Origin of the sequence: Streptomyces sp. NPDC001663 (assembly GCF_042893105.1) — a bacterium.
Taxonomy (GTDB): domain Bacteria; phylum Actinomycetota; class Actinomycetes; order Streptomycetales; family Streptomycetaceae; genus Streptomyces.
Map to the genome: position 1 here is coordinate 250,675 of NZ_JBIAUR010000014.1, position 18,526 is coordinate 269,200.

At 71.5% G+C, this 18,526-nt stretch carries 16 protein-coding genes; 4 read left to right on the top strand and 12 right to left on the bottom strand.

Annotation, left to right across the window (positions count from 1 at the left end; genetic code table 11):
* Nucleotides 1–14 precede the first annotated feature (14 nt).
* From ACFY1L_RS38805 to ACFY1L_RS38830, 6 genes are read right to left on the bottom strand one after another with little or no spacing between them, the layout of a single operon-like run.
* Nucleotides 15–713 carry a maleylpyruvate isomerase family mycothiol-dependent enzyme gene (locus ACFY1L_RS38805; protein WP_388835436.1) on the bottom strand — a complete coding sequence of 233 codons (699 nt, stop codon included), beginning with the start codon at nt 711–713 and terminating at the stop codon, nt 15–17.
* Nucleotides 710–1,543: a fumarylacetoacetate hydrolase family protein gene (locus tag ACFY1L_RS38810; protein ID WP_388835439.1), complete on the bottom strand. Its 834-nt coding sequence runs from the start codon at nt 1,541–1,543 to the stop codon at nt 710–712. The genes ACFY1L_RS38805 and ACFY1L_RS38810 overlap by 4 nt, the downstream gene beginning before the upstream one ends.
* The gene (locus tag ACFY1L_RS38815; protein ID WP_388835442.1) at nt 1,540–2,637 is read right to left on the bottom strand and encodes a cupin domain-containing protein; all 1,098 of its coding nucleotides are present in this window, start codon (nt 2,635–2,637) and stop codon (nt 1,540–1,542) included. Before ACFY1L_RS38815 ends, ACFY1L_RS38810 begins: the two co-directional genes overlap by 4 nt.
* The gene (locus tag ACFY1L_RS38820; RefSeq protein WP_388835445.1) at nt 2,627–4,300 is read right to left on the bottom strand and encodes a (2,3-dihydroxybenzoyl)adenylate synthase; all 1,674 of its coding nucleotides are present in this window, start codon (nt 4,298–4,300) and stop codon (nt 2,627–2,629) included. The genes ACFY1L_RS38815 and ACFY1L_RS38820 overlap by 11 nt, the downstream gene beginning before the upstream one ends.
* Before the next feature lie 11 nt (nt 4,301–4,311).
* On the bottom strand, nt 4,312–6,363 hold the full coding sequence (locus ACFY1L_RS38825) for an acetate--CoA ligase family protein (RefSeq protein ID WP_388835449.1): 2,052 nt from the start codon (nt 6,361–6,363) through the stop codon (nt 4,312–4,314).
* Nucleotides 6,360–7,853: an FAD-dependent monooxygenase gene (locus ACFY1L_RS38830; protein WP_388835453.1), complete on the bottom strand. Its 1,494-nt coding sequence runs from the start codon at nt 7,851–7,853 to the stop codon at nt 6,360–6,362. The genes ACFY1L_RS38825 and ACFY1L_RS38830 overlap by 4 nt, the downstream gene beginning before the upstream one ends.
* Nucleotides 7,854–8,048: 195 nt before the next feature.
* On the opposite strand from ACFY1L_RS38830, the gene ACFY1L_RS38835 reads away from it, so the two are divergent.
* From ACFY1L_RS38835 to ACFY1L_RS38845, 3 genes are all read left to right on the top strand, one after another.
* Entirely contained in the window at nt 8,049–8,876 is an 828-nt protein-coding gene (locus ACFY1L_RS38835) for a PaaX family transcriptional regulator C-terminal domain-containing protein (protein ID WP_388835456.1), read from the top strand.
* 110 nt (nt 8,877–8,986) lie between these two features.
* On the top strand, nt 8,987–9,238 hold the full coding sequence (locus ACFY1L_RS38840; protein WP_388835607.1) for a hypothetical protein: 252 nt from the start codon (nt 8,987–8,989) through the stop codon (nt 9,236–9,238).
* 13 nt (nt 9,239–9,251) lie between these two features.
* Nucleotides 9,252–10,439 (top strand): SPFH domain-containing protein, encoded by a 1,188-nt coding sequence (locus tag ACFY1L_RS38845; protein ID WP_388835460.1) that lies wholly within the window; start codon nt 9,252–9,254, stop codon nt 10,437–10,439.
* 80 nt (nt 10,440–10,519) lie between these two features.
* On the opposite strand, the gene ACFY1L_RS38850 is transcribed toward ACFY1L_RS38845, so the two are convergent.
* From ACFY1L_RS38850 to ACFY1L_RS38875, 6 genes are all read right to left on the bottom strand, one after another.
* A complete protein-coding gene (locus ACFY1L_RS38850) occupies nt 10,520–11,296 on the bottom strand; it encodes a dienelactone hydrolase family protein (protein WP_388835463.1) in 777 nt (258 codons plus the stop codon).
* Between the two features lie 271 nt (nt 11,297–11,567).
* Complete coding sequence (locus ACFY1L_RS38855; protein ID WP_388835467.1) at nt 11,568–11,813, bottom strand: hypothetical protein; 246 nt, start codon at nt 11,811–11,813, stop codon at nt 11,568–11,570.
* Between the two features lie 81 nt (nt 11,814–11,894).
* Nucleotides 11,895–12,557, bottom strand: coding sequence for a hypothetical protein (locus ACFY1L_RS38860; RefSeq protein ID WP_388835470.1), 663 nt, complete (start codon nt 12,555–12,557; stop codon nt 11,895–11,897).
* A 191-nt stretch (nt 12,558–12,748) separates the two neighbouring features.
* The gene (locus ACFY1L_RS38865) at nt 12,749–13,132 is read right to left on the bottom strand and encodes a RidA family protein (RefSeq protein ID WP_388835473.1); all 384 of its coding nucleotides are present in this window, start codon (nt 13,130–13,132) and stop codon (nt 12,749–12,751) included.
* 30 nt (nt 13,133–13,162) lie between these two features.
* Nucleotides 13,163–14,653 (bottom strand): carboxylesterase/lipase family protein, encoded by a 1,491-nt coding sequence (locus ACFY1L_RS38870; RefSeq protein ID WP_388835476.1) that lies wholly within the window; start codon nt 14,651–14,653, stop codon nt 13,163–13,165.
* Between the two features lie 21 nt (nt 14,654–14,674).
* The gene (locus ACFY1L_RS38875; RefSeq protein ID WP_388835479.1) at nt 14,675–15,589 is read right to left on the bottom strand and encodes an MBL fold metallo-hydrolase; all 915 of its coding nucleotides are present in this window, start codon (nt 15,587–15,589) and stop codon (nt 14,675–14,677) included.
* 140 nt (nt 15,590–15,729) lie between these two features.
* On the opposite strand from ACFY1L_RS38875, the gene ACFY1L_RS38880 reads away from it, so the two are divergent.
* Nucleotides 15,730–18,492, top strand: a complete 2,763-nt coding sequence (locus ACFY1L_RS38880; protein WP_388835481.1) for an AAA family ATPase — start codon at nt 15,730–15,732, stop codon at nt 18,490–18,492.
* The last annotated feature ends 34 nt before the right edge of the window (nt 18,493–18,526 follow it).

Here is an 18,526-nt window from a genome sequence, read left to right on the forward strand (position 1 = left end):
CTCCTTTGATCGAGTTACAACCACCGTGGAATCAGGGGGAGTTCACCTGTGACATGAAGTTCTTCACTGCCGCCCCGGCCGGTGAGCCAGGCGGCGAGGGCGTACGGCGGTCCCGAGACCGTGCCGCCGGAGGAGGGAGTGCCGAGCGCGACCGTGTCGAAGCCGTCGGCGTTGAGTCGGGCGCCGACACCTTCTCCGACACGCCCCGACATCCAGCTCGCCACGTCCCGTACGAGAGCCCAGGCGAAGTCGGGCGGCAGCGTCTCCATGCCGACGCCCACGTCGAGGTCGACCAGGTGGATCCAGACCTCCCGGGCTCGCAGCCAGGGCACCTCCGCCGCCGGGATCTCGCGGCCCTGGCCGCTGACCACCGTCACCGACCAGGCCTCGTCCGACAGCGCCTCGGCCGCCTTGGCGAAACGGGCGGCCGACTCCCGTACGTCGGCTGCCTGTTCGGCCAGGGGGCGTCCGGAGCCCGCCTCGATGTCCGTGGCCCGCTGGTCGGGCGAGGCGTACATCGGCGTACGGACTCCGGTCCGGGCCCAGGTCAGCAGGTTGACCAGGGCGTCGGCGTTGCGGGCGAGGTGGGTGAGGAGGTGGCCGCGGGTCCAGCCGGGGAGGGCGGACGGTTCGGCCACAGCGGCCGACGGCAGTGCGTCGACGGCCTGTTGTAGCCGTCGCTGCCCCTCCTCGACCCATTCGAGGACCCTCACGGCTTGTCCTCGACAACCGTGTTCACGCATTCCCCGAGGCCCTCGATGACGGTCCGAACTTCCTGGCCGGGCTTGAGGAACACCTTCGGATCGCGCGCCGCGCCCACCCCGCCGGGCGTGCCGGTGAGGACGAGATCGCCCGGCTCCAGCGTCGTGAACGTACTGAGGTAGGCGGCGATGTCGGCCGGTGTGAAGAGCAGGTCGGAGGTGCGCGAGCGCTGCATGATCTCGCCGTCCACCTCGCAGCGGATCTCCAGGTCGGCCGCGTGGTCGATCTCGTCGCCGGTCACCAGCCAGGGCCCGGCCGGGGTGCTGGCCTCCCAGGCCTTGCCCTGCAGCCACTGCGGGGTGCGCCACTGCCAGTCCCGCATGGAGATGTCGTTGACGACGGTGTAGCCGGCGATCGCGGCCGCCGCCTCCTCCTGGGTGGCCCGGCGGGGCAGTCGCGAGCCGATGACGAAGCCGAGTTCGGCCTCCCAGTCCAGCTCCTCCGTCTCGCCCGGGTGGACGATGTCGTCGCGGGCGCCGAGCAGGACGTTGGCGAACTTGCCGAACAGGGCGGGGTACTGCGGCATCTCGCGGCCCATCTCCGCGATGTGGGTGCGGTAGTTGTGGCCCACGCAGAAGATCTTGGCCGGGGTGGTGACGACCGGGGCGAGGTCGAGGGTGGCCACGTCGTGCGCCCGGCCTTCGGCGGCGGCAGCGGCCGTACGCCAGTCGGGGCGGCGCAGCAGGGCGGCGACGTCGGGAGCACCGGTCTCCACAGCCTTGTTGCCGTCGAGGCGGACGGCCGCCGTGCCCTCGGCGGTGCGGATGGTGGCGAGCTTCATGCGGGGGTGCTCCCGGTGGTTTCGGTGCGGGCGAGGTCGAGCGCCTCGTAGACGGGCGCGTCGTTGAAGGTGAAGAGGTCCAGCTGCGTGTCGGCGGCGATGGTCAGCGCGCACCAGGAGGGGACGGCGATGAGGTCGCCGGCGCTCACCTCGATGACGCGGTCGTCGAGGGTGACGGTGCCGCTGCCGCGGAAGACCTGCCAGACCGAGGAGCCGACGGTGCGGCGGGTGGCGGTGGCCGTGCGCGGGCGCAGGCGGTGCATCTCGGTGCGCAGGCTGGCGAGGGCGTCGCGGCCGATGGCGGGGTTGGTGAACCGGATACCGGCGTGGCCGGGCTCGATGACGCCCGGGTGGCCTTCGTCCTCGAGTTCCAGCTGGGCGGTGAGCGCGTCGTCGGTGTCGGCCCAACGGTAGGCCATGAGCGGGGAGTTGGGGCTACTGGGCGCCGCGATGGGGCGCAGTCCCGGGTGGCCCCACAGCCGTTCGTTCCTCGATCGGGACGGGGTGGACCGGTCCGAGACCCCGTCCTCGCCGAACTCGAAGAACCCGGCGTCGAGCCGGTGCACGAGCGGGATGTCCAGGCCGTCCAGCCAGACCATCGGGGCGTCGCCGACGTGGTGGTGACCGTGCCAGTGCATGGACGGGGTGAGCAGCAGGTCGCCGGGCCGCATCTCGACGGCGTCGCCGTTGACGACCGTCCACACGCCCTCGCCCTCCAGGATGAACCGGAACGCGCCCTGCGAGTGCCGGTGCGCGGGGGCGACCTCGCGCGGTCCCAGGTACTGAATCGCCGCCCACAGATTGGGAGTTGCGTACGGCCGTCCGGGCAGGCCCGGGTTGGCGAGCGCGATCGCCCGGCGTTCGCCGCCGCGCCCGACGGGTACCAGGTCGCCGGCCCGGCGGGCGAGCGGCAGCAGGGTGTCCCACTGCCAGACGTGCGGGACGGCCTCGGGCTGCGGGGTGAGCGGCATCAGGTTGCCGATCTCGGTCCACAGCGGGATGAGCCCGCCGGCCGCGAACCCGTCGTACAGCTTGCGCAGTTCGGGGTCGGTCTCGTCCGGGGCTATGACCGGCACGGTGGTTTCACTGGTCATGGGGGGTTCCTTCGGCGTCGAGGCGGCGCGCGATGTCGGCGCGCAGGGCCTTCTTGTCGATCTTTCCGACCTTGGTGGCGATGAGTTCGGGGACGGTGACCAGCCGGTCGGGGAACTTGAAGCCCGCGACTCCGGCGCGCTCCATGACGTGGTGGACGTCGTCGAGGGTCACCGTGCGGCCCGCTTCCGGTACGACGTAGAGGCAGACCCGCTCGCCGAGTTGAGGGTCGGGCATCGCCACGGCGGCGGCGCGGGCGACGCCCGGGGTCTGGTAGGCGAAGTTCTCGATCTCCTCCGCGGAGATGTTCTCCCCGCCCCGGATGATCATGTCCTTGTCGCGGCCCTCGACGACGAGGTTGCCGTCGGGCAGCAGTCGCACGATGTCGCCGGTGCGGTACCAGCCGTCCGCGGTGAACGCGCGGGCGTTCTGCTCCTCGGCGCGGTAGTAGCCGCGCGGGGTGTAGGGGCCGCGGGTGAGCAGCACGCCGGGGGTGCCGTCGGGGACCGGGTTGCCCAGTTCGTCGACGACGAGAAGTTCGTCGTCCGCGCACATGGGGCGCCCCTGCGTCGTACAGATGACGTCCTCGGAGTCGTCCAGGCGTGTGTAGTTGAGCAGGCCCTCGGCCATGCCGAACACCTGCTGGAGGGTGCAGCCGAGTTCGGGGCGGACGCGGCGGGCGACGTGGTCGGCGAGCCGGGAGCCGCCGACCTGCAGCACGCGCAGGGAGCTCAGGTCGGCCCCGGGGTGTTCCCGGTGGTGGTCCAGCCAGCGCTGGGCGACGGCCGGGACCAGGGCGCTGGCGGTGACCCCTTCGCGCTCGACCAGCGGGAACGCCTTCTCCGGGTTGGGTGAGCCGAGGACGACCCGGCCGCCGTACAGCAGGGTGCCGAGGAGGCCGGGGCAGGCCAGCGGGAAGTTGTGGCCGAGGGGCAACGCGGCGAAGTAGACGGTGTCGGCGCCGAATCCGCAGACCTCGGCACTGCGGCGGGCGTTGTAGAGGTAGTCGTCGTGGGTGCGGGCGATGAGCTTGGGCAGTCCGGTGGTGCCGCCGGAGAGCAGGAACACGGCGATCGAGCGACTGTCGGGCCGGTGGGCGTCCACGGCGGCCCGGTCCGCCGACGTGCCCGGCGTACGGCACAACTCCCCCAGGTCCGCGGCGTCGTCGCCGACCTTGTCGCCAAGTACCAGGACATGCCGAAGAGTTGGCGAGCCCTCGGCGATCTCGAACGCCATCGCCTGGTGGTCGTGGTCCTTGAGGAAGTCGGGGACGGCGACGGCGACCGCCTCGCTGTGTTCCACCAGGTGCCCGATCTCGTGCCGGCGGTGTCCGGGCAGCGCCATCACCGGGATGACGCCGAGCCGCAGACACGCGTACGTCAGGATCACGAACTCGGCGGTGTTGGGCAGCTGCACCACGAGCCGGTCGTCCGGGCGCAGCCCGAGGGCCGCCAGCCTCAGCGCCACCGCGTCCGCCCGCTCGGCGAGTTGACGGTACGTCAGACGCCGCTCGCCGTCGACGAGTGCGACCGCGTCGGGAGCGGCGTCGGCGACGGCGTGCAGCCGGTCGCCGATCGCGCGGCCCTCCCAGTAGCCCTTGTCGGCGTACCGCCTGGCGTACTCCTCGGGCCAGGGGACAGCACCCTTGCTGCTCGGCCTGGGCATGGTCGTTCTCCTTAGCGGTCCTGTGCGGGTGGAGCGGTGGGGACGATCACGGCGTCCAGGGCGATCAGTCCGTCCGCGGTGAGCCGCAGCGGATTGATCTCGATCTCGGCGGTGTCCGGGCTCGCGGCGAGCGCGGCGGCGAGGGCGGAGACGACCCGCCCGAACTCGGCCCGGTCGAGCACCGGCCCGCCGCGCCAGCCGTCGAGGAGGGCGCGGGCGGCCAGGTCGTCGGGCATCGAGGCGGCCTCAGCGGCGGTCAGCGGCGCGAGCCGGATCGCGACGTCGGCGAGCGCCTCGGCGGCCGTACCGCCAAGTCCGGCCAGCACGACCGGCCCGAACACGGGGTCGCGCCGCACGCCGAGCACGAGGTCGACGCCGGGCGGGGCCATCGCCTCCACCAGATACCGGCGGCCGGACCCGATGGCGTCCAGCGCCGCGTCGAGTTCCTCCGGGATACGCACGCCCAGGTGGACCCCGCCGATCTCGGTCTTGTGCAGGATCGCGGCGTCCAGCACCTTCACCGCGACCGGCCCCTCCAGCAGCCGCAGGGCGTAGTGGGCGTCGGCGCGGGAGTCGCAGGCGACGCGGACGGGGGTGCGGATGCCCAGCTCGGTGAGGAAGGACTTGGCGGCGTTCTCGTCGAGAGGGCCGGGCGGTACCGGGGCGGCAGCCGTGGTAGCGGACACCGCCGCCCCGAAGGCGCGCTGTCGGGCGTGCGCGACCAGGGCCCGTACGGCGTTGGCGGCGGAGGCCGGTCCGGTCAGCGCCGGGATTCCCGCCTTGTGCAGCCGCGCCCGCTGCTCGGCGACGTCCTCGGGAAGGCCGCCGACGACCACCACGGCGGGCGAGTCAGCGCCCAGGCCCGCGTCCTGCGCGGCCGAGGCGAGGTCGACGCTGTCGGGCTCGGTCAGGGCGTAGACGGCGAGCAGGTCCACGTCCGGATCCGCGGCCGTGGCCTCGAGCACGCGGGCGAAGGTCTCGGCGGGCCGGCCGGTGTCGACCGGGTTGCGCTGGTAGGTGAGCGGCGGCAGCAGCCCGGCGAGGGTCTGCTGCGTGGCCTCCGCCAGCTCCGGCATCCGGACGCCGTCGGTGCCCGCCCGGTCGGCGAGCAGCAGCCCCGGTCCGGCCTGGGCGGTCACGATGGCGAGCCCCGGCTCCTTGTGAGGGGGCAGCTGGACGCGGGAGAGCGCGGTGAGCGCGTCCACCATCTCCCGTTCGTCGTCCACGACCACCGCCCCGGCCTGCCGCAGCGCGGCCCGCGTCGTACGCCAGGAGGTGGCCAGCGCCCCGGTGTGCGACCGGGCGAAGTCACCGACGTCGCTGCGGCCGACGACGAGCGCGACGACGGGCTTGACGGCGGCCACCCGGCGCACGGCCTCCACCAGCCGCGGCCCGTCCGGGACCGTCTCCAGGTGCAGCGCGACTGCGGTCGTACGGCCGTCCTCGGCGAGGTGTTCCAGGACGTCCGCGGCGGTGACGTCGAGGCCCGCGCCGATGCCCACGCCGAGGCTGATTCCGTTGCCGGCGGCGACCAGGTCGAAGGAGAGGGCGTGGTTGACGCCGCCGCTGGCCGCGACCACGGCGATGTCGCCGGCCGGGAGCTGCCCGGCCGCGGGCACGAAGCTCGCGGTCAGGCCCAGGTGGGGTGTGAAGAAGCCGGAGGTGTTGGGGCCGAGGAGCCGGATCCCGGTCTCTCCCGCGACCCGGCGCAGTGCGTCGGCGTGGGCTTCGCCCTCGGGGCCGGCCTCGCCGAAGCCGCCGGCGCAGACCAGTGCGGCCCGGCAGCCTGCGGCGGCCGCCTCGGCCAGTGCGTCCGCGCTGCCGGTCGCGGGCACGCACAGGACGGCCAGGTCGAGCCGTCCGTCGGTGTACGTGGCGGCCTCGGCGACCGAGGCGTACACGCCCGCACCGGGATCGGGGCGACGGGAGTTGACCAGGGCGCGGGCGCCGGGGAATGCGGCCAGCGACCGGGCCATGGCGGCGCCCAGCTTGCCGCTCTGCCGCGAGGCGCCGATCACCACGACGCCCTCGGGCGCGAACAGCGGGGTGAGGTCCGTGGTCATACCTGCTCCCCCGCCACCAGATCGGCGCGTCCGGACAGCAGCAGCGTCTCGGCGCGGTCGTCGTCCATCCCGGGCTCCACGACCAGCGCGGGCACGCCGTGCACCAGCCGGGCCTGTTCCGCGAGCAGCGAGCGGGTGAGCGGGGTTCCGCCCTGTACGGCGACCAGTTCCACCGCGGCTTCGCCCAACCGGTCGTAGATCTGCGGCAGTTGGGCCTCGCTCTCGGGCGCGGTGACCCACAGGCAGCCCTCGCCACGCAGTGCCGTGAGGTCGGCCCCGGTCAGGCGGCGTCCGGTGAACTCCCGCTCCCCCAGCCGGATTGGCGTGTCCAAGGGGGCGTGGCCCTCGTGCGCGGACTGCCAGTCGCGTACGACCTGCTCGACGAAGTCCGGGTCGCGGCGCGCGATGCGTTCCTTGCCGATGCTGCGGGAGATGAAGTGGAAGGCGAACTGGGTGGGCCCGAACGCGTCGTGGTAGCGCCCGAAGTGCTCCCACCAGGACAGGCTCGGCCGGGCGGAGTTCTGGATCTTCTCCACCGAGGGGCGCCGGGCCGCCTCGTACGCCTCGAGGGCGCTCGGCAGGTCGTCGCGGTGGGCGAGGAGGCTGTCGGCGAGCGCGACGGCGTCCTCCATGGCCATCTTGGTGCCGGAGCCGACGGAGAAGTGCGCGGTGTGCGCGGCGTCGCCGAGCAGGACGACGTTGCCGCTGTGCCAGCGGTGGGCGCGGCGGGTGCGGAAATTGCCCCAGCGGGAGTTGTTGACCAGCAGTTCGTGCCCGTCGATCTGCTCGGCGAAGAGCTTCTCCAGGTAGGCCTTGGTCTTCTCGTCGCTCGCGCCGGGCGGCTGCGCGGTGTCGAACTCGTCGAGGCCCGCCCGCCGCCAGGACTCCTCGTCCGTCTCCACGATGAAGGTGCTGACGCTGTCGCTGATCGGGTAGCCGTGCACGGCGAAGGTGCCGTGCGGGCCGTGCTCGTGCACGAAGGTCAGGCCGTCGAAGAGGTAGTCCGTGCCGAACCAGATGAACTTCGCGGTCGCGACCTCCACCTCCGGCACGAGCACGTCGGCGAGCCGGTCGCGGAAGCGGGAGTTCGCCCCGTCGGCTGCGACGATCAGGTCGTAGTCGGCCAGCTGCCCGGGGTCGGCGGGCGCCTCGTGGCTGAAGCGGAGGTCGACGCCGACCTCCTCGGCCCGCCGGTGCAGCAGCTGCAGCAGGGTCTTGCGGGTGATGGCGGCCATGCCGTTGCCGCCGACGCGGACGCGCTGCCCCTTCAGGCGTACCTCGATGTCGTCCCAGTGCCGGCCGTGCTCGGCGAGGGCGGTGCGCAGCACCGGATCCGCGTCATGGATGGCGGCCAGCGTCGCGTCCGAGAACACCACGCCGAAGCCGAAGGTGTCCTCCGCGCGGTTCCGCTCGAAGACCGTCACCTCGACCGACGGATCGGCCTGCTTGATGAGCGCCGCGAAGAACAGCCCACCGGGGCCGCCTCCCACGCAAGCGATCCGAGAAACCATGGCTCCTGCCTCCACGTCCAGTATCGGCGCGGGCCGGCCCGCACACCGGCATTGTGTGTCACTCGTTCCACGGACGTCAATGATTTGTTACTCATTCAAAGGCCCGTGCTGCTTGCAGTTATCGGGAATGCAACGCATCTCTGCAACGGCCGTCCGTGTGACATAGTCGTTTCCGTGAAGCCTCGATCGATCGTCTTCGACCTGTTCGGCGACTACGTCCGCTACCGCGGCGGCGCCGCCCGGCTGCGCACCCTGAGCACCCTCATGGACTGCTTCGGTGTCGGTGAGAGCACGGTGCGGGTGGTCCTCGCGCGCATGCGCAAGGAGGGCTGGTTCGACGTGCGGCGGGAGGGCAGGGAGACGCTCTACGCGCTCAACAAGCGCAGTCTCCAGCTCCTCGACGAGGGCCGCTCACGCATCTTCGACCGGGCGCCGTCCGACTGGGACCGGCACTGGTACATGGTCATCTACTCGGTCCCGGAATCCGAGCGCGGCGTCCGCGACCGCATCCGCAAGGAGCTGGCCTGGCTGGGCTTCGGCCCGCTGGCCCCGTCCACGTACGTCTCCCCGCACGACCGGCTCCAGGAGGTCCGGGAGAGGTTCGCCGACGAGCCCTCCGTACGCCTGGACACCCTGCGCTGCCAGTCCGGCGGGCTGCCCGTCGACCGCGAGATGGCCGCCCGCAGCTGGGACCTCGCCGCACTGAACGAGGACTACCGGGAGCTGCTGCGCACCTACCGTGTGCGCATGCCGTCGTACCGGGCGGGAGCCCTCAGCCCCCAGGACGCGCTGGTCGAGCGCATGCGGCTGACGTACGACTACCGCAAGTTCCCCTTCCGCGACCCGGACCTGCCGACCGAACTCCTCCCGGCGGGCTGGGTGGGCCACGAGGCGCACGAGATGTTCCTGGAGGCGCACGAGATCCTCGGCCCGGCGGCCGAGTCCTACTACGACGAGGTGGCCGGCACCCGGGGCGCGCCACCCAACTCGGAGTCGAGGTAGGACCATTCCGCGTTCGCTGCAGCCGGACCGAAACGTCGCGCCCGTTGGGTCCTCGACCGAGGTGGGTCTATCGTCTGAATCGTGGGCCAGAACATAGGAGAGCGGCCATGATGCCGCAGGACGAAGCCGTGATCGGCTGCATGGGCAAAGTCCTCATCGGAACCCGCGGATCCGCGGGCCCCGGCGAGATCCTGGTGCGCGTCAGAGGCGGTTCCGAGACCTTCCTCGCCTGGTCCGAAGATCCCCTGCCCACGGGGGCGACGGTGCTCGTGATCGAGTCGCGTGGATGCCGTGAGGTCGGCGTCGTCGAGTGGGTGGATCCATTGGACGCGCTCGGCGGAGACACCGCCGGCGCAGACTGAGGAGTAAAACAGCATGTTCGGATACCGCGTTCCCGCTCCCGACGAGGCGATGTTGATCTCGGGCGGCCGGCGGGGACTGGGGGGCGCGCCGTTCCGAGTGGTGACGGGGCACGGCAAGTTCGTGCTCCCGATCTTCCGCAAGACCCGTTTCCTCACCCTTTCCATGTGCGAGTCCGAGGTCACCGAGACCTGTGTGACCCGGCAGGGCATCGCACTGCACGTCCGCGCCGTCATCGCGTTCAAGGTCGGCAACGACCACGAGAGCATCATCAACGCGGGCCAGCGCTTCCTCTCCGACCAGGACCAGATGTCGGTCCTGACCGGCCGGATCTTCGCCGGTCACCTGCGGGCGATCATCGGCTCGATGACCGTCGAGGAGATCGTCACCGAACGCCAGAAGCTCGCCGCGGAGGTCCTGGACACCTCGAAGCTGGAGATGGCGAAGATCGGCCTGATCGTCGACTCGCTGCAGATCCAGTCGATCGACGACGGCGACACCGGCTACATCGACGCGATGTCCGCGCCGCACAAGGCGGCCATCCAGCGGCAGGCCCAGATCGCCCAGGCACAGGCCACCCAGGCCTCGGTCGAGGCGGAGCAGGTGGCGGCCCGCAACCAGGCCGAGTACGCCCGGCAGACCGCCATCGTCAAGGCGGAGTACTCGGCCGAGGTGGACCGCGCCCAGGCTCAGGCCGCACAGGCCGGACCGCTGGCGCAGGCCCACGCCCAGCAGGAGGTGCTCGCCGCCCAGACGGAGCTGGCCCAGCGCCAGGCCAAGCTGCGCCAGCAGCAGCTGGTGGCCGAGATCGTGAAGCCTGCCGAGGCCGAGGCCGAACGGATCCGGGTGCTCGCCGCAGCCGACGCACAGCGCATGAAGATCCAGGCTGAGGCGGCCGCCTCGTACGACCGGGTCGCGCTGGACCGGATGCTGATCGACCAGCTCCCGCAGATCGTGAAGGAGGCGGCCGGCGGCCTCGCGGGCGCCAACGTCAACGTCCTCAACGGCGCGGACGGCCTCGGCGAGATCGCCGCCGGCCTGGTGTCGCAGGGCCTGACGATCCTCGACTCGGTCCGCCAGAACCTGGGCAACCAGGACTCCGCCGAGAACCGCCGTCCCGACGAGGACAACAAGTCCGGCCTGCTGCAGCTGCGTTCGGGGCGGGACAAGAAGACGGACGACGGTCCGGTGGACGTCGACTAGCCCACGGCCAGGGGCTGTTCGGAAAATCCTGACAGCGGTATCGGCGCCCGGCTGGTTGCCGGGCGCCGATACCCGTCGGGTCAGTCGGCCGACACTACGGTCCTGCCGAGATGTCGGGCGAAGAACAGGACCGCGCTGTCGGCCTGGAACCTGGGCAGCTCCTTGTGGCTGCCCGCGTTCGCGTACAGCGTCTTCTCCTTCGAGGCGAAGGCGTCGTACAGCGCGAGACCGGCTTCGCGGGGGATGTGCTCGTCGTCCCACTGGAGCGCGAACTCGACCGGAATGGTGATCCGCTTCGCCGTCTCGGCCAGGGGGTCGGGCCAGAAGAGGCCGAAGACGGCGGCGGTGATCCTGGGATCGGCCGCCGCCAGCGGCACACCGATCGCGGTGCCCATGTTCAGGCCGTAGTAGCCGACCGACCCGTCGGCGCCGATCTCCGGCAACTGCTGGAGGGCGTCCAGGGTTGCCTGCCACTCCGGTACGGCGCGCTCCGCGAGGTGGGCGTTGTAGCGGACGACGATCGGGCCGACCGGCTCGCCCGCCTTCATCGCCTGCTGCATGACGGCGATCTCCTGCTCGTCGTGCGGCGTGCGCGGCCGGTCGCCGTGACCGGGCGCGTCGATGACGGCGACGTGGAAACCGCAGCCGTGGACGAGGCGTTGGGCGCGGCCCGACATGGCCGGTGCCTTCTTGTGGGTGCCGCCGCCGTGGCCCATCAGCACCAAGGGTGCGCGAACGGGGTCGGGTGCGGATGACGGTGCGGGCGACCAGAGCACGCCGGGGATCTCCCCCACGGTGAAGTCGCGTTCGAGGATGCCGTCCGACGTCGACTCCGCAGTGAACTGCACAGAATGCATAGGTTGTTGCCTCTCGAGAGTGCCTTCTTGAGGCGCTCCCGGCGGACACCTATGTCAATCGCCCGACCGTGAAGGAGAGGGGGAGCACCCATACAGCTACAGCGTTCATGGGTCTCACCTCCTCGCACGACGTCACGGCTTCCGGCAGGTTACCAACGGGGCGCGATCCCGCCCAACGGGTTTCTCGACGCCGGGGCGCAGGACTCGCATCCATCAGGCGCCGACCGGCGTGCGTGTGCAGCCCGGCCGGATGCACGCCGGGCTGCATCAACTAGTCGCGTACGTGGTCGACGTGCTCGCGGTTGTTGCAGGCGTCGTTCAGCGCGGTGCCGGCCCACGGTGCGGCCCATGGGACCAGCGCGAGTGCTCCGCTGCAGAGGTCGGCGCCGAAGGGGTTCTGGTGGGTGGTGAGGACGATGGGACCGCTGACGTTGTTGTTGTTGTCGTCGGCGTGGGCCGGGGTGGCGAGGGCGAGTCCGACAATGGCGAGCGCGGCGAGGGCGCTGATCTTCTTCATAGCCGGGTCAACGACATCGGATTGTCCCAGTTACGCCGCTTTTTTCGTCCCGTGAGCGGGATGATCCGCGCTCAGAGGCCCTCACAGGCCGCATCTCCCGGCGGCGAGCGCAGTGATCGCGCACTCGGCGGCGTGCCGTGCCGCGAGCACGGAGGGGAAGGGCCCGCGGCCGTGGAAGGTACGGTCGGCCGGACCGCTCGTGATCCGCCACTGCCAGGAGATGCCTGCGGCAGGGAGCGAGGGGTGGTGCCAGACCGGCTCGGCGGCCGAGGACGCGGTTTCCGCCACCTGGACCACTACGCCGTATTCCACCCCGTCGATCACTGCAGTGGCGCACGTCCCGTCGTTGGCGTCCGCGGTCCAGTCCAGCGGCGTCGGGGTCGACTCCGACACCTCCAGAAGTGCATCCGCGAGGTCGGCCAGACTCCGGTACAGCGCGGCGCGTACCGCATCGGCGTGGTGCCGGCCCCAGTGGCACGGGGACCGTTCCGCGATCTCCTCCGCGAGGATGTGCGCGGCGAGTTCGTCCAGAAGGTCTCCGTTGACCAGGTCTCCCTCCGCCAGGGTTGCGGCAGCGCCCCGCGTGAGATCGTCACGGGTCATGGCGGTGCTGCGAGCCAGCTCCCACAGGTCGGCCGGTCCCAGGTCGTCGACCGTGCGCCGGATGCAGAGGGCGGCCGTGTCCGACTGGGCCGGGACTTCGGCGTTCAGGAGGCCGGCACACACGTCCGTGGCCGCGCTCACATCGCCTGGCTGCAGCGCGCCCGGCGGCAACGACCCCACCGCTAGGAGCACTTGCTCGTAGGCGCGACGTACAGGATGTGGCTCGGAGGGGGGTCCCGGTCGTCCGGCCAGGGCGCACAGGGCGTCCAGCAGGTCCGCCGGCGGAACTCTCAGGCCGGCGCACGCCCTTGTCAGACGACCGGTCATCCTGATCAGTCGTCCAGCACTGCCAGGGCGTCGACCTCGACGAGCAGTCCCGGCGGAAGCTGCATGTAGACCGTGGTGCGGGCGGGGAAGGGCTCACCGACGGCCGCCGCGTACGATTCGTTCATCTCGGCCAGGTGGGCGGGATCGGTGAGGTACACGCGGAGCATCACGACGTCTTCCAGGCCCGCGCCGCCCGCCTTGAGTACGGCGGTGACGTTGCGCAGGGTCTGTGCGGTCTGCTCGGCGACCGTGGTGCCGACGACCTCGCCCGTGTCCGGATCGAGCGGGAGCTGCCCGGAGATCTGCAGGACGGGGCCCTTGCGGATGCCCTGGGACAGCGGGGCCGGCAGGATTGGTGCGTTCTCCGTGGTGATGACGGTTCTGGTCATGGTGTGTCCTTGAGAAGGTCGGCCGGAGGGTCAGCTCCAGGCCTGTCGTTCCTGGCCGCGGGGGTCGTCGAGCTGGGTCCATTCGGCGTCGATGCGCATCGTGGCCCGGTGCTTGTCGTCGTACGGGTCCCAGCCGGGGTTGCCGGTCCCGGCGAACCGGACCCATGTCTCGTGCATACGGGCGGCGAGGTCCGCCGGGGGCTTGTCGGGGCCGAGCAGGGCGGCGGGGCCGTGCAGTTGGGGGTGGTGCGCGAGGTCGAAGACGAAGGGCAGCTCGACCGCGTGGGTGGCGCCGAGCTCTCCGTCCAGCGCGTGGGAGCGCCAGGCGAACTCGTAGGCGTAGGTGGCGGATTCGGGGTGCGCGGCGTGTGCGTCGGCCAGGGCCCGGCTGCCCGCGCCGAACAGCGCGTCGCCCATGATGGCGGAACGCAGCTCGCCGAAGGACGCCTCGGGGCGTGACTTCCGGTACGTCTCGACGAGTTGTGCCGGCTTCGGGTGCGCGCGCGCCGCCACGTCGTCGACGTCTCCGGCGGTCGAGGTTGCGTACTTGTCCACCGGAACCAGGTAGAGGTTTCCCTCCTCGGTGTTGGTTCCGATGAGCAGGTCGATGTCGTTGCCGATGCCGGCGGCCACCGTTTCGGCGGGCTGCGTGTCGAGTACGAGGCTGAAGGGGCTGAGTCCGATCAGCGGGTCGCGGTCCGTCGCGGTCTGCAGGTCGATGCCCGCGAGCCGGGAGGCGGCCTCGACCAGTCGGTCGTCGGAGATGTCCGCGAAGGCGTCGACGTGCGGCTCGATGCCCAGGGCCTCGGCCGCTGCCTTGGTGACGCGGGCGGCCTGTTCGGTGGTGAACGCCCCCAGGCCGCTGCCGCTTTGGACGATCGCCCGGCGGAAGAGGCCCGTGGCTTCGGGGGTGGCGAGCACGCCGCCGACGATGGTCGCCCCGGCTGACTGGCCGAAGAGGGTGACGTTGTGGGGGTCACCGCCGAAAGCGGCGATGTTCTCCCGCACCCAGCGCAGTGCGGCGACGACGTCGAGCAGGCCGCGGTTGGCGGGCGCGCCGGGGATGTCGAGGAAACCGGCAATGCCGAGAAGGTAGTTGAGCGTGACCAGGACGACGCCGTCGCGGGCGAAGGCGGAACCGTTGTACATGGCGGACCGCGTCGATCCGGCGACGAAACCGCCGCCGTGGACGAACACCATGACGGGCAGGTCGCCGGCCACGGCCGTGGGCGTCCAGACGTTGACGGTGAGGTAGTCCTCCCCGCGGCTCCAACCGGTGCCGAAGTAGGGGGACATGTCCACGCTGCCGAGCTTGCGCTCGGACTGCGGGGCGTTGGGCCCCGGCACGGTGGCGTCCCGTACGCCGTCCCACGGCTCATGCGGTCGGGGCGGCGCGAATCGGGCGGCGCCGCGGGGCGGGGCGGCGTAGGGGATGTTGAGGAAAGCGGTGGTGTCGCCCTGGCGCAGGCCGCGGACGGCTCCCTGCGCCGTGGTCACGACGGGGTCGGGGTGGTGGTTCACAGTGGTGCCTCTCTGCGGGCCTCAGGCCCGCTCGGTGTACGGGGCGAAGGGGGCCCAGCCCTTGATGGCGAACTTGTCCGCCTCGCGGGCCACTTCCGCGGCGCCGTGGCCGCCGAGGTGCGCGGGGATCACGAGCGCGTTGTTGTCGGCCGCCCAGCCCAGCACCTTGCGCCGGGTGGCGATGGCGCCCGCGGGGTCCTCGCAGAAGCAGCTGTTGGAGTCCGGCTCGAGGATCTGCACGGGGCTGTGCAGCATGTCGCCGACGAACACCGCGCGGTCCGTTCCGGAGGTGAGGGTCAGCACGGAGGAGCCGGGCGTGTGTCCGGGAGCCGCGTCCAGCCGGAGGTCGGCGTCGATCTGGTGGCTGTTCTCCCACAGCAGCGTCTGGCCGGCCTGGTGCACCGGGGCCACGCTGTCCTCGAAGACGTTCTGGTTGCCGCGGCCGAGCAGCGGCTTGTGACTGTTTTCGGGATTCCAGAAGTCGAAGTCGTCCTTCGGCATCAGATAAGTGGCGTTGGGGAAAGTGGGCACCCACTGCCGACCGTCCAGATATGTGTTCCAGCCGACGTGATCGATGTGGAGATGTGTGTTGATCACGATGTCGACGTCCTCCGGTCGGACGCCGGCGCGGGCGAGATTGGCCAGGAAGTCGGTTTCCAGTCGGCTCCAGACCGGGGCGTAAGGGCGCTCCTTGTGATTTCCCACGCCGGTGTCGACGAGGATGGTCTTGCCCCCGCTGCGCAGCAGCCAGGTCTGGATCGCGGAATTGACGATATTGGTCTCGGAATCCAGGAAGTGCGGGGTCAGCCAGGAGGCGCCGTCGTCCCACACTTCCTTCGGGCTTTCCGGGAAGAAGGAGTCGGGCGTCATTTCGACGGGACCGAAGTACTCCCATACGCGGGTGATGGTGATGTCGCCGAGCGTGATTTGTTCCATGGGGTGTCCTTGAGGATTCGGAGGATTCGGAGGATTCCCTGGAAACGTACGAGCAGACTCGGCGCGTGCGGTATCCGTAACGTGACTGCACCTGCGCGCATGGCCCGGGCGCTGGTCCCGGCCGCTTGTAGCCTGACTCCGTGGACACACAGCCAGGGGAACTGATCGTCGGCCGGGACGCGGAATTGGCACGCCTCTTTCATGCGGTGGACTCGGTGTCTGCCGACCCGGTGCTGATGTTGGTCGGTGACCCGGGCACGGGGAAGAGCGCGCTGCTGGATCGGGTGGTGCGTCGGGCCGAAGCCAACGGCGCTCGTGTACTGCGTGCCGAGGGGAGCGAGTCGGAGTCGAGCCTGGCGTTCTCCGCCCTGCACCAGCTGCTGGGGACGGTGCGGGCCGAGGTCGAGGAGCTGCCGCAGAGGCAGCGCGCTGCGCTGCAGGACGCCTTCGGCGCGGGGTCGGCCGCGTCCGGACCCGACCTCATGCTGATCGGGGTCGCCGTCCTGAGCCTGTTGTCGGACCTGGGCGACCGAGGACCCGTGCTCGTGGCCCTTGACGATGCGCAGTGGTTCGACCGCGCGTCCCTCGACGTCCTGTCCTTCGCCGCCCGACGGCTGGAGGGTGAACCGGTCACGATGCTGATCGGGGTCCGTGTCGGCGATCACCTCCCGGGATTCGACCGTCAAGTGCCGACGCTCACCCTGGGACCGCTAGACAACGCTGCGGCCGGTCAACTGCTGGACCTGCAGCCGAAGATCCCCACCGGCCGCACCAGGACGCGGATCCTCGACCAGGCAGGCGGCAACCCGCTGGCCTTGGTGGAACTGACGAGGGCGGCCACCGCTCAGGACACGGCCACGGCGCTGCCGCCCGCGGGTCCGCTCCCGCTCACCGATCACCTCGAGCGGATCTTCGCCGCCCGCCTGAACGGCCTCCCCGCCTCCACCACACGTGCCCTGCTGCTTCTGGCCGCCATGGACAGCGCCGACTCCGCGACCGCCGTCTCGGCGGGGCTGCCAGGCGCCGAGGACGAGGCCTGGCCACCCGCCGAGCAGGCCGGGCTGGTCCGGCGGACCGGCGGGGACGTCCGGTTCCGTCACCCCCTGGTCCGGTCCGCCGTGTATCACGCCGCCTCCTCGGCCGCCCGGCGCGAGGCGCACCTCGCGCTCGCCGAGATGCTGCGCGACGAACCGGACCGGCGTGCCTGGCACTTGGCCGCCGCCGGCCCGGGCCCGGACGCGGCCGTGTCGGCTGAGCTGGAGCGGACCGCCGCCCGGGCCCGCCGACGCGGCGGCCACGCGGCGGCGGCCAAGGCCCTGCAGCGCGCCGCGGAACTCGCACCGCGGCGCGAGGACAGTGCCCGGCTGCTGGTCGAAGCCGCTTCGGCGGCCGTGTTCACCGGAGACATGGCCTGGGTCGAGGAACTGGTCACCGCCGTACGCGCACGCACGGATGACGTGTCGCTGCTGGCCTCCGCCGCCGTGCAGGCCGGACGGCTGGCGATCCTGACCGGACGGCACAGCGTGGTCTTCTCCCGACTGGCCGAAGCCGCCGAGGAGTTGGCGGTCTCCGAGCCGTCCGCCGCGCTGGACCTCGTGGCCGGCGCGGCCGTGATCCGCTTCTACTCCGGAGAGGACGCCCAGCGGCATCGCATCCAGGACATCCTGCGGCGCCTTCCCGAGGACGCCTCGCACACGGGCTTGCGCACCTGGGTGCGGGCCGTGTCGGACCCCTTCGACGACCGGGCCCAACTCGCCTCCCAGCTGCCGCAGTTGGCCGCCGAGGCGGAAGCCCGGCCGGAGCGGCTCACCACCCTCGGGATCATGGCGTGGCTCCTGGACGAGACCCCGCAGGCCGTCCGCGCCTTCGACGAGGCCTTCGACCGCTGGGAGTTGCAGGGAGCGCTGCCGGAGGGTCTGGGCGGCGCGGTCGCCTGGTCCTATGTCGAACGGGGCAGGTGGGAACAGGCCCGTCAGGCCTGCGCCCGCACCACCGCGGTCGGCCGGGCGGCCGGCCTCGACCACGCCGTGGCCTGTGCGGCCACCGTGGATGCCACCGTGCTGGCCTTCCAGGGAGACGCGAAGACGGCCCGCGCCCGGGCCGAGGACGCGCTCGCTCTGATCGATCCGCTGGAAAGCCGCTCGGTCTCCGTCTACGCCCGCCGCGCGCTCGGTGCCGCGGCAGCCGCGGAAGGTGCGTACGAGACCGCGTACGACCAACTCCGCTTGGTCTTCAAGGCAGATGGCGCGCCCGTGCACTACCAGGCCTCCTACCCCGCCCTCGCGGATCTGGCCGCCGCCGCGGTGCGTTGCGGCCGCCGCGAGGAGACCGCAGCGATCGTCGAGCGGTCCGCACACACGCTGGCGGACAACGCCTCTCCCCGCCTGCGTGCGCTGATCGGCCGAGCCCGTGGCCTGCTGGCGGACCCCGAGGACGCCGAGCCGCACTTCCGGGCGGCGTTGGCGGATCCGGGACTGGAGCGCTGGCCCTTCGAACGCGCACAGACCCTGCTCGACCTCGCCGAGTGGCTGCGGCGCCGTCGGCGCATCGCCGAGGCGCGTGGGCCGCTCACCGAGGCCCTGGAGACCTTCCGGCGCCTGGGCGCGCGGCCGTGGATCGAGCGCGCCCGGACCGAATCGCGCGCCGCCGGCCTCGACGTCACGGACTCGACCCCCGACGCGCTCGCCGAACTCTCCCCGCAACAGCAGCAGATCATCAGGCTCGCCGCCCGCGGGCTGACCAACCGCGAGATCGGCGAGAAGCTCTTCCTCTCACCGCGCACGGTCAGCTCGCACCTTTACCGCAGCTTCCCCAAGCTGGGCATCACCGCCCGGTCCCAGCTGCGTGACCTCATCGAGGGCACCCTCGCGACGGCCCGCCCGGACCCGGAAGCAGTCACCTGACGCATACCGCCCGCCCTCCCGACGAGTCAGGCTT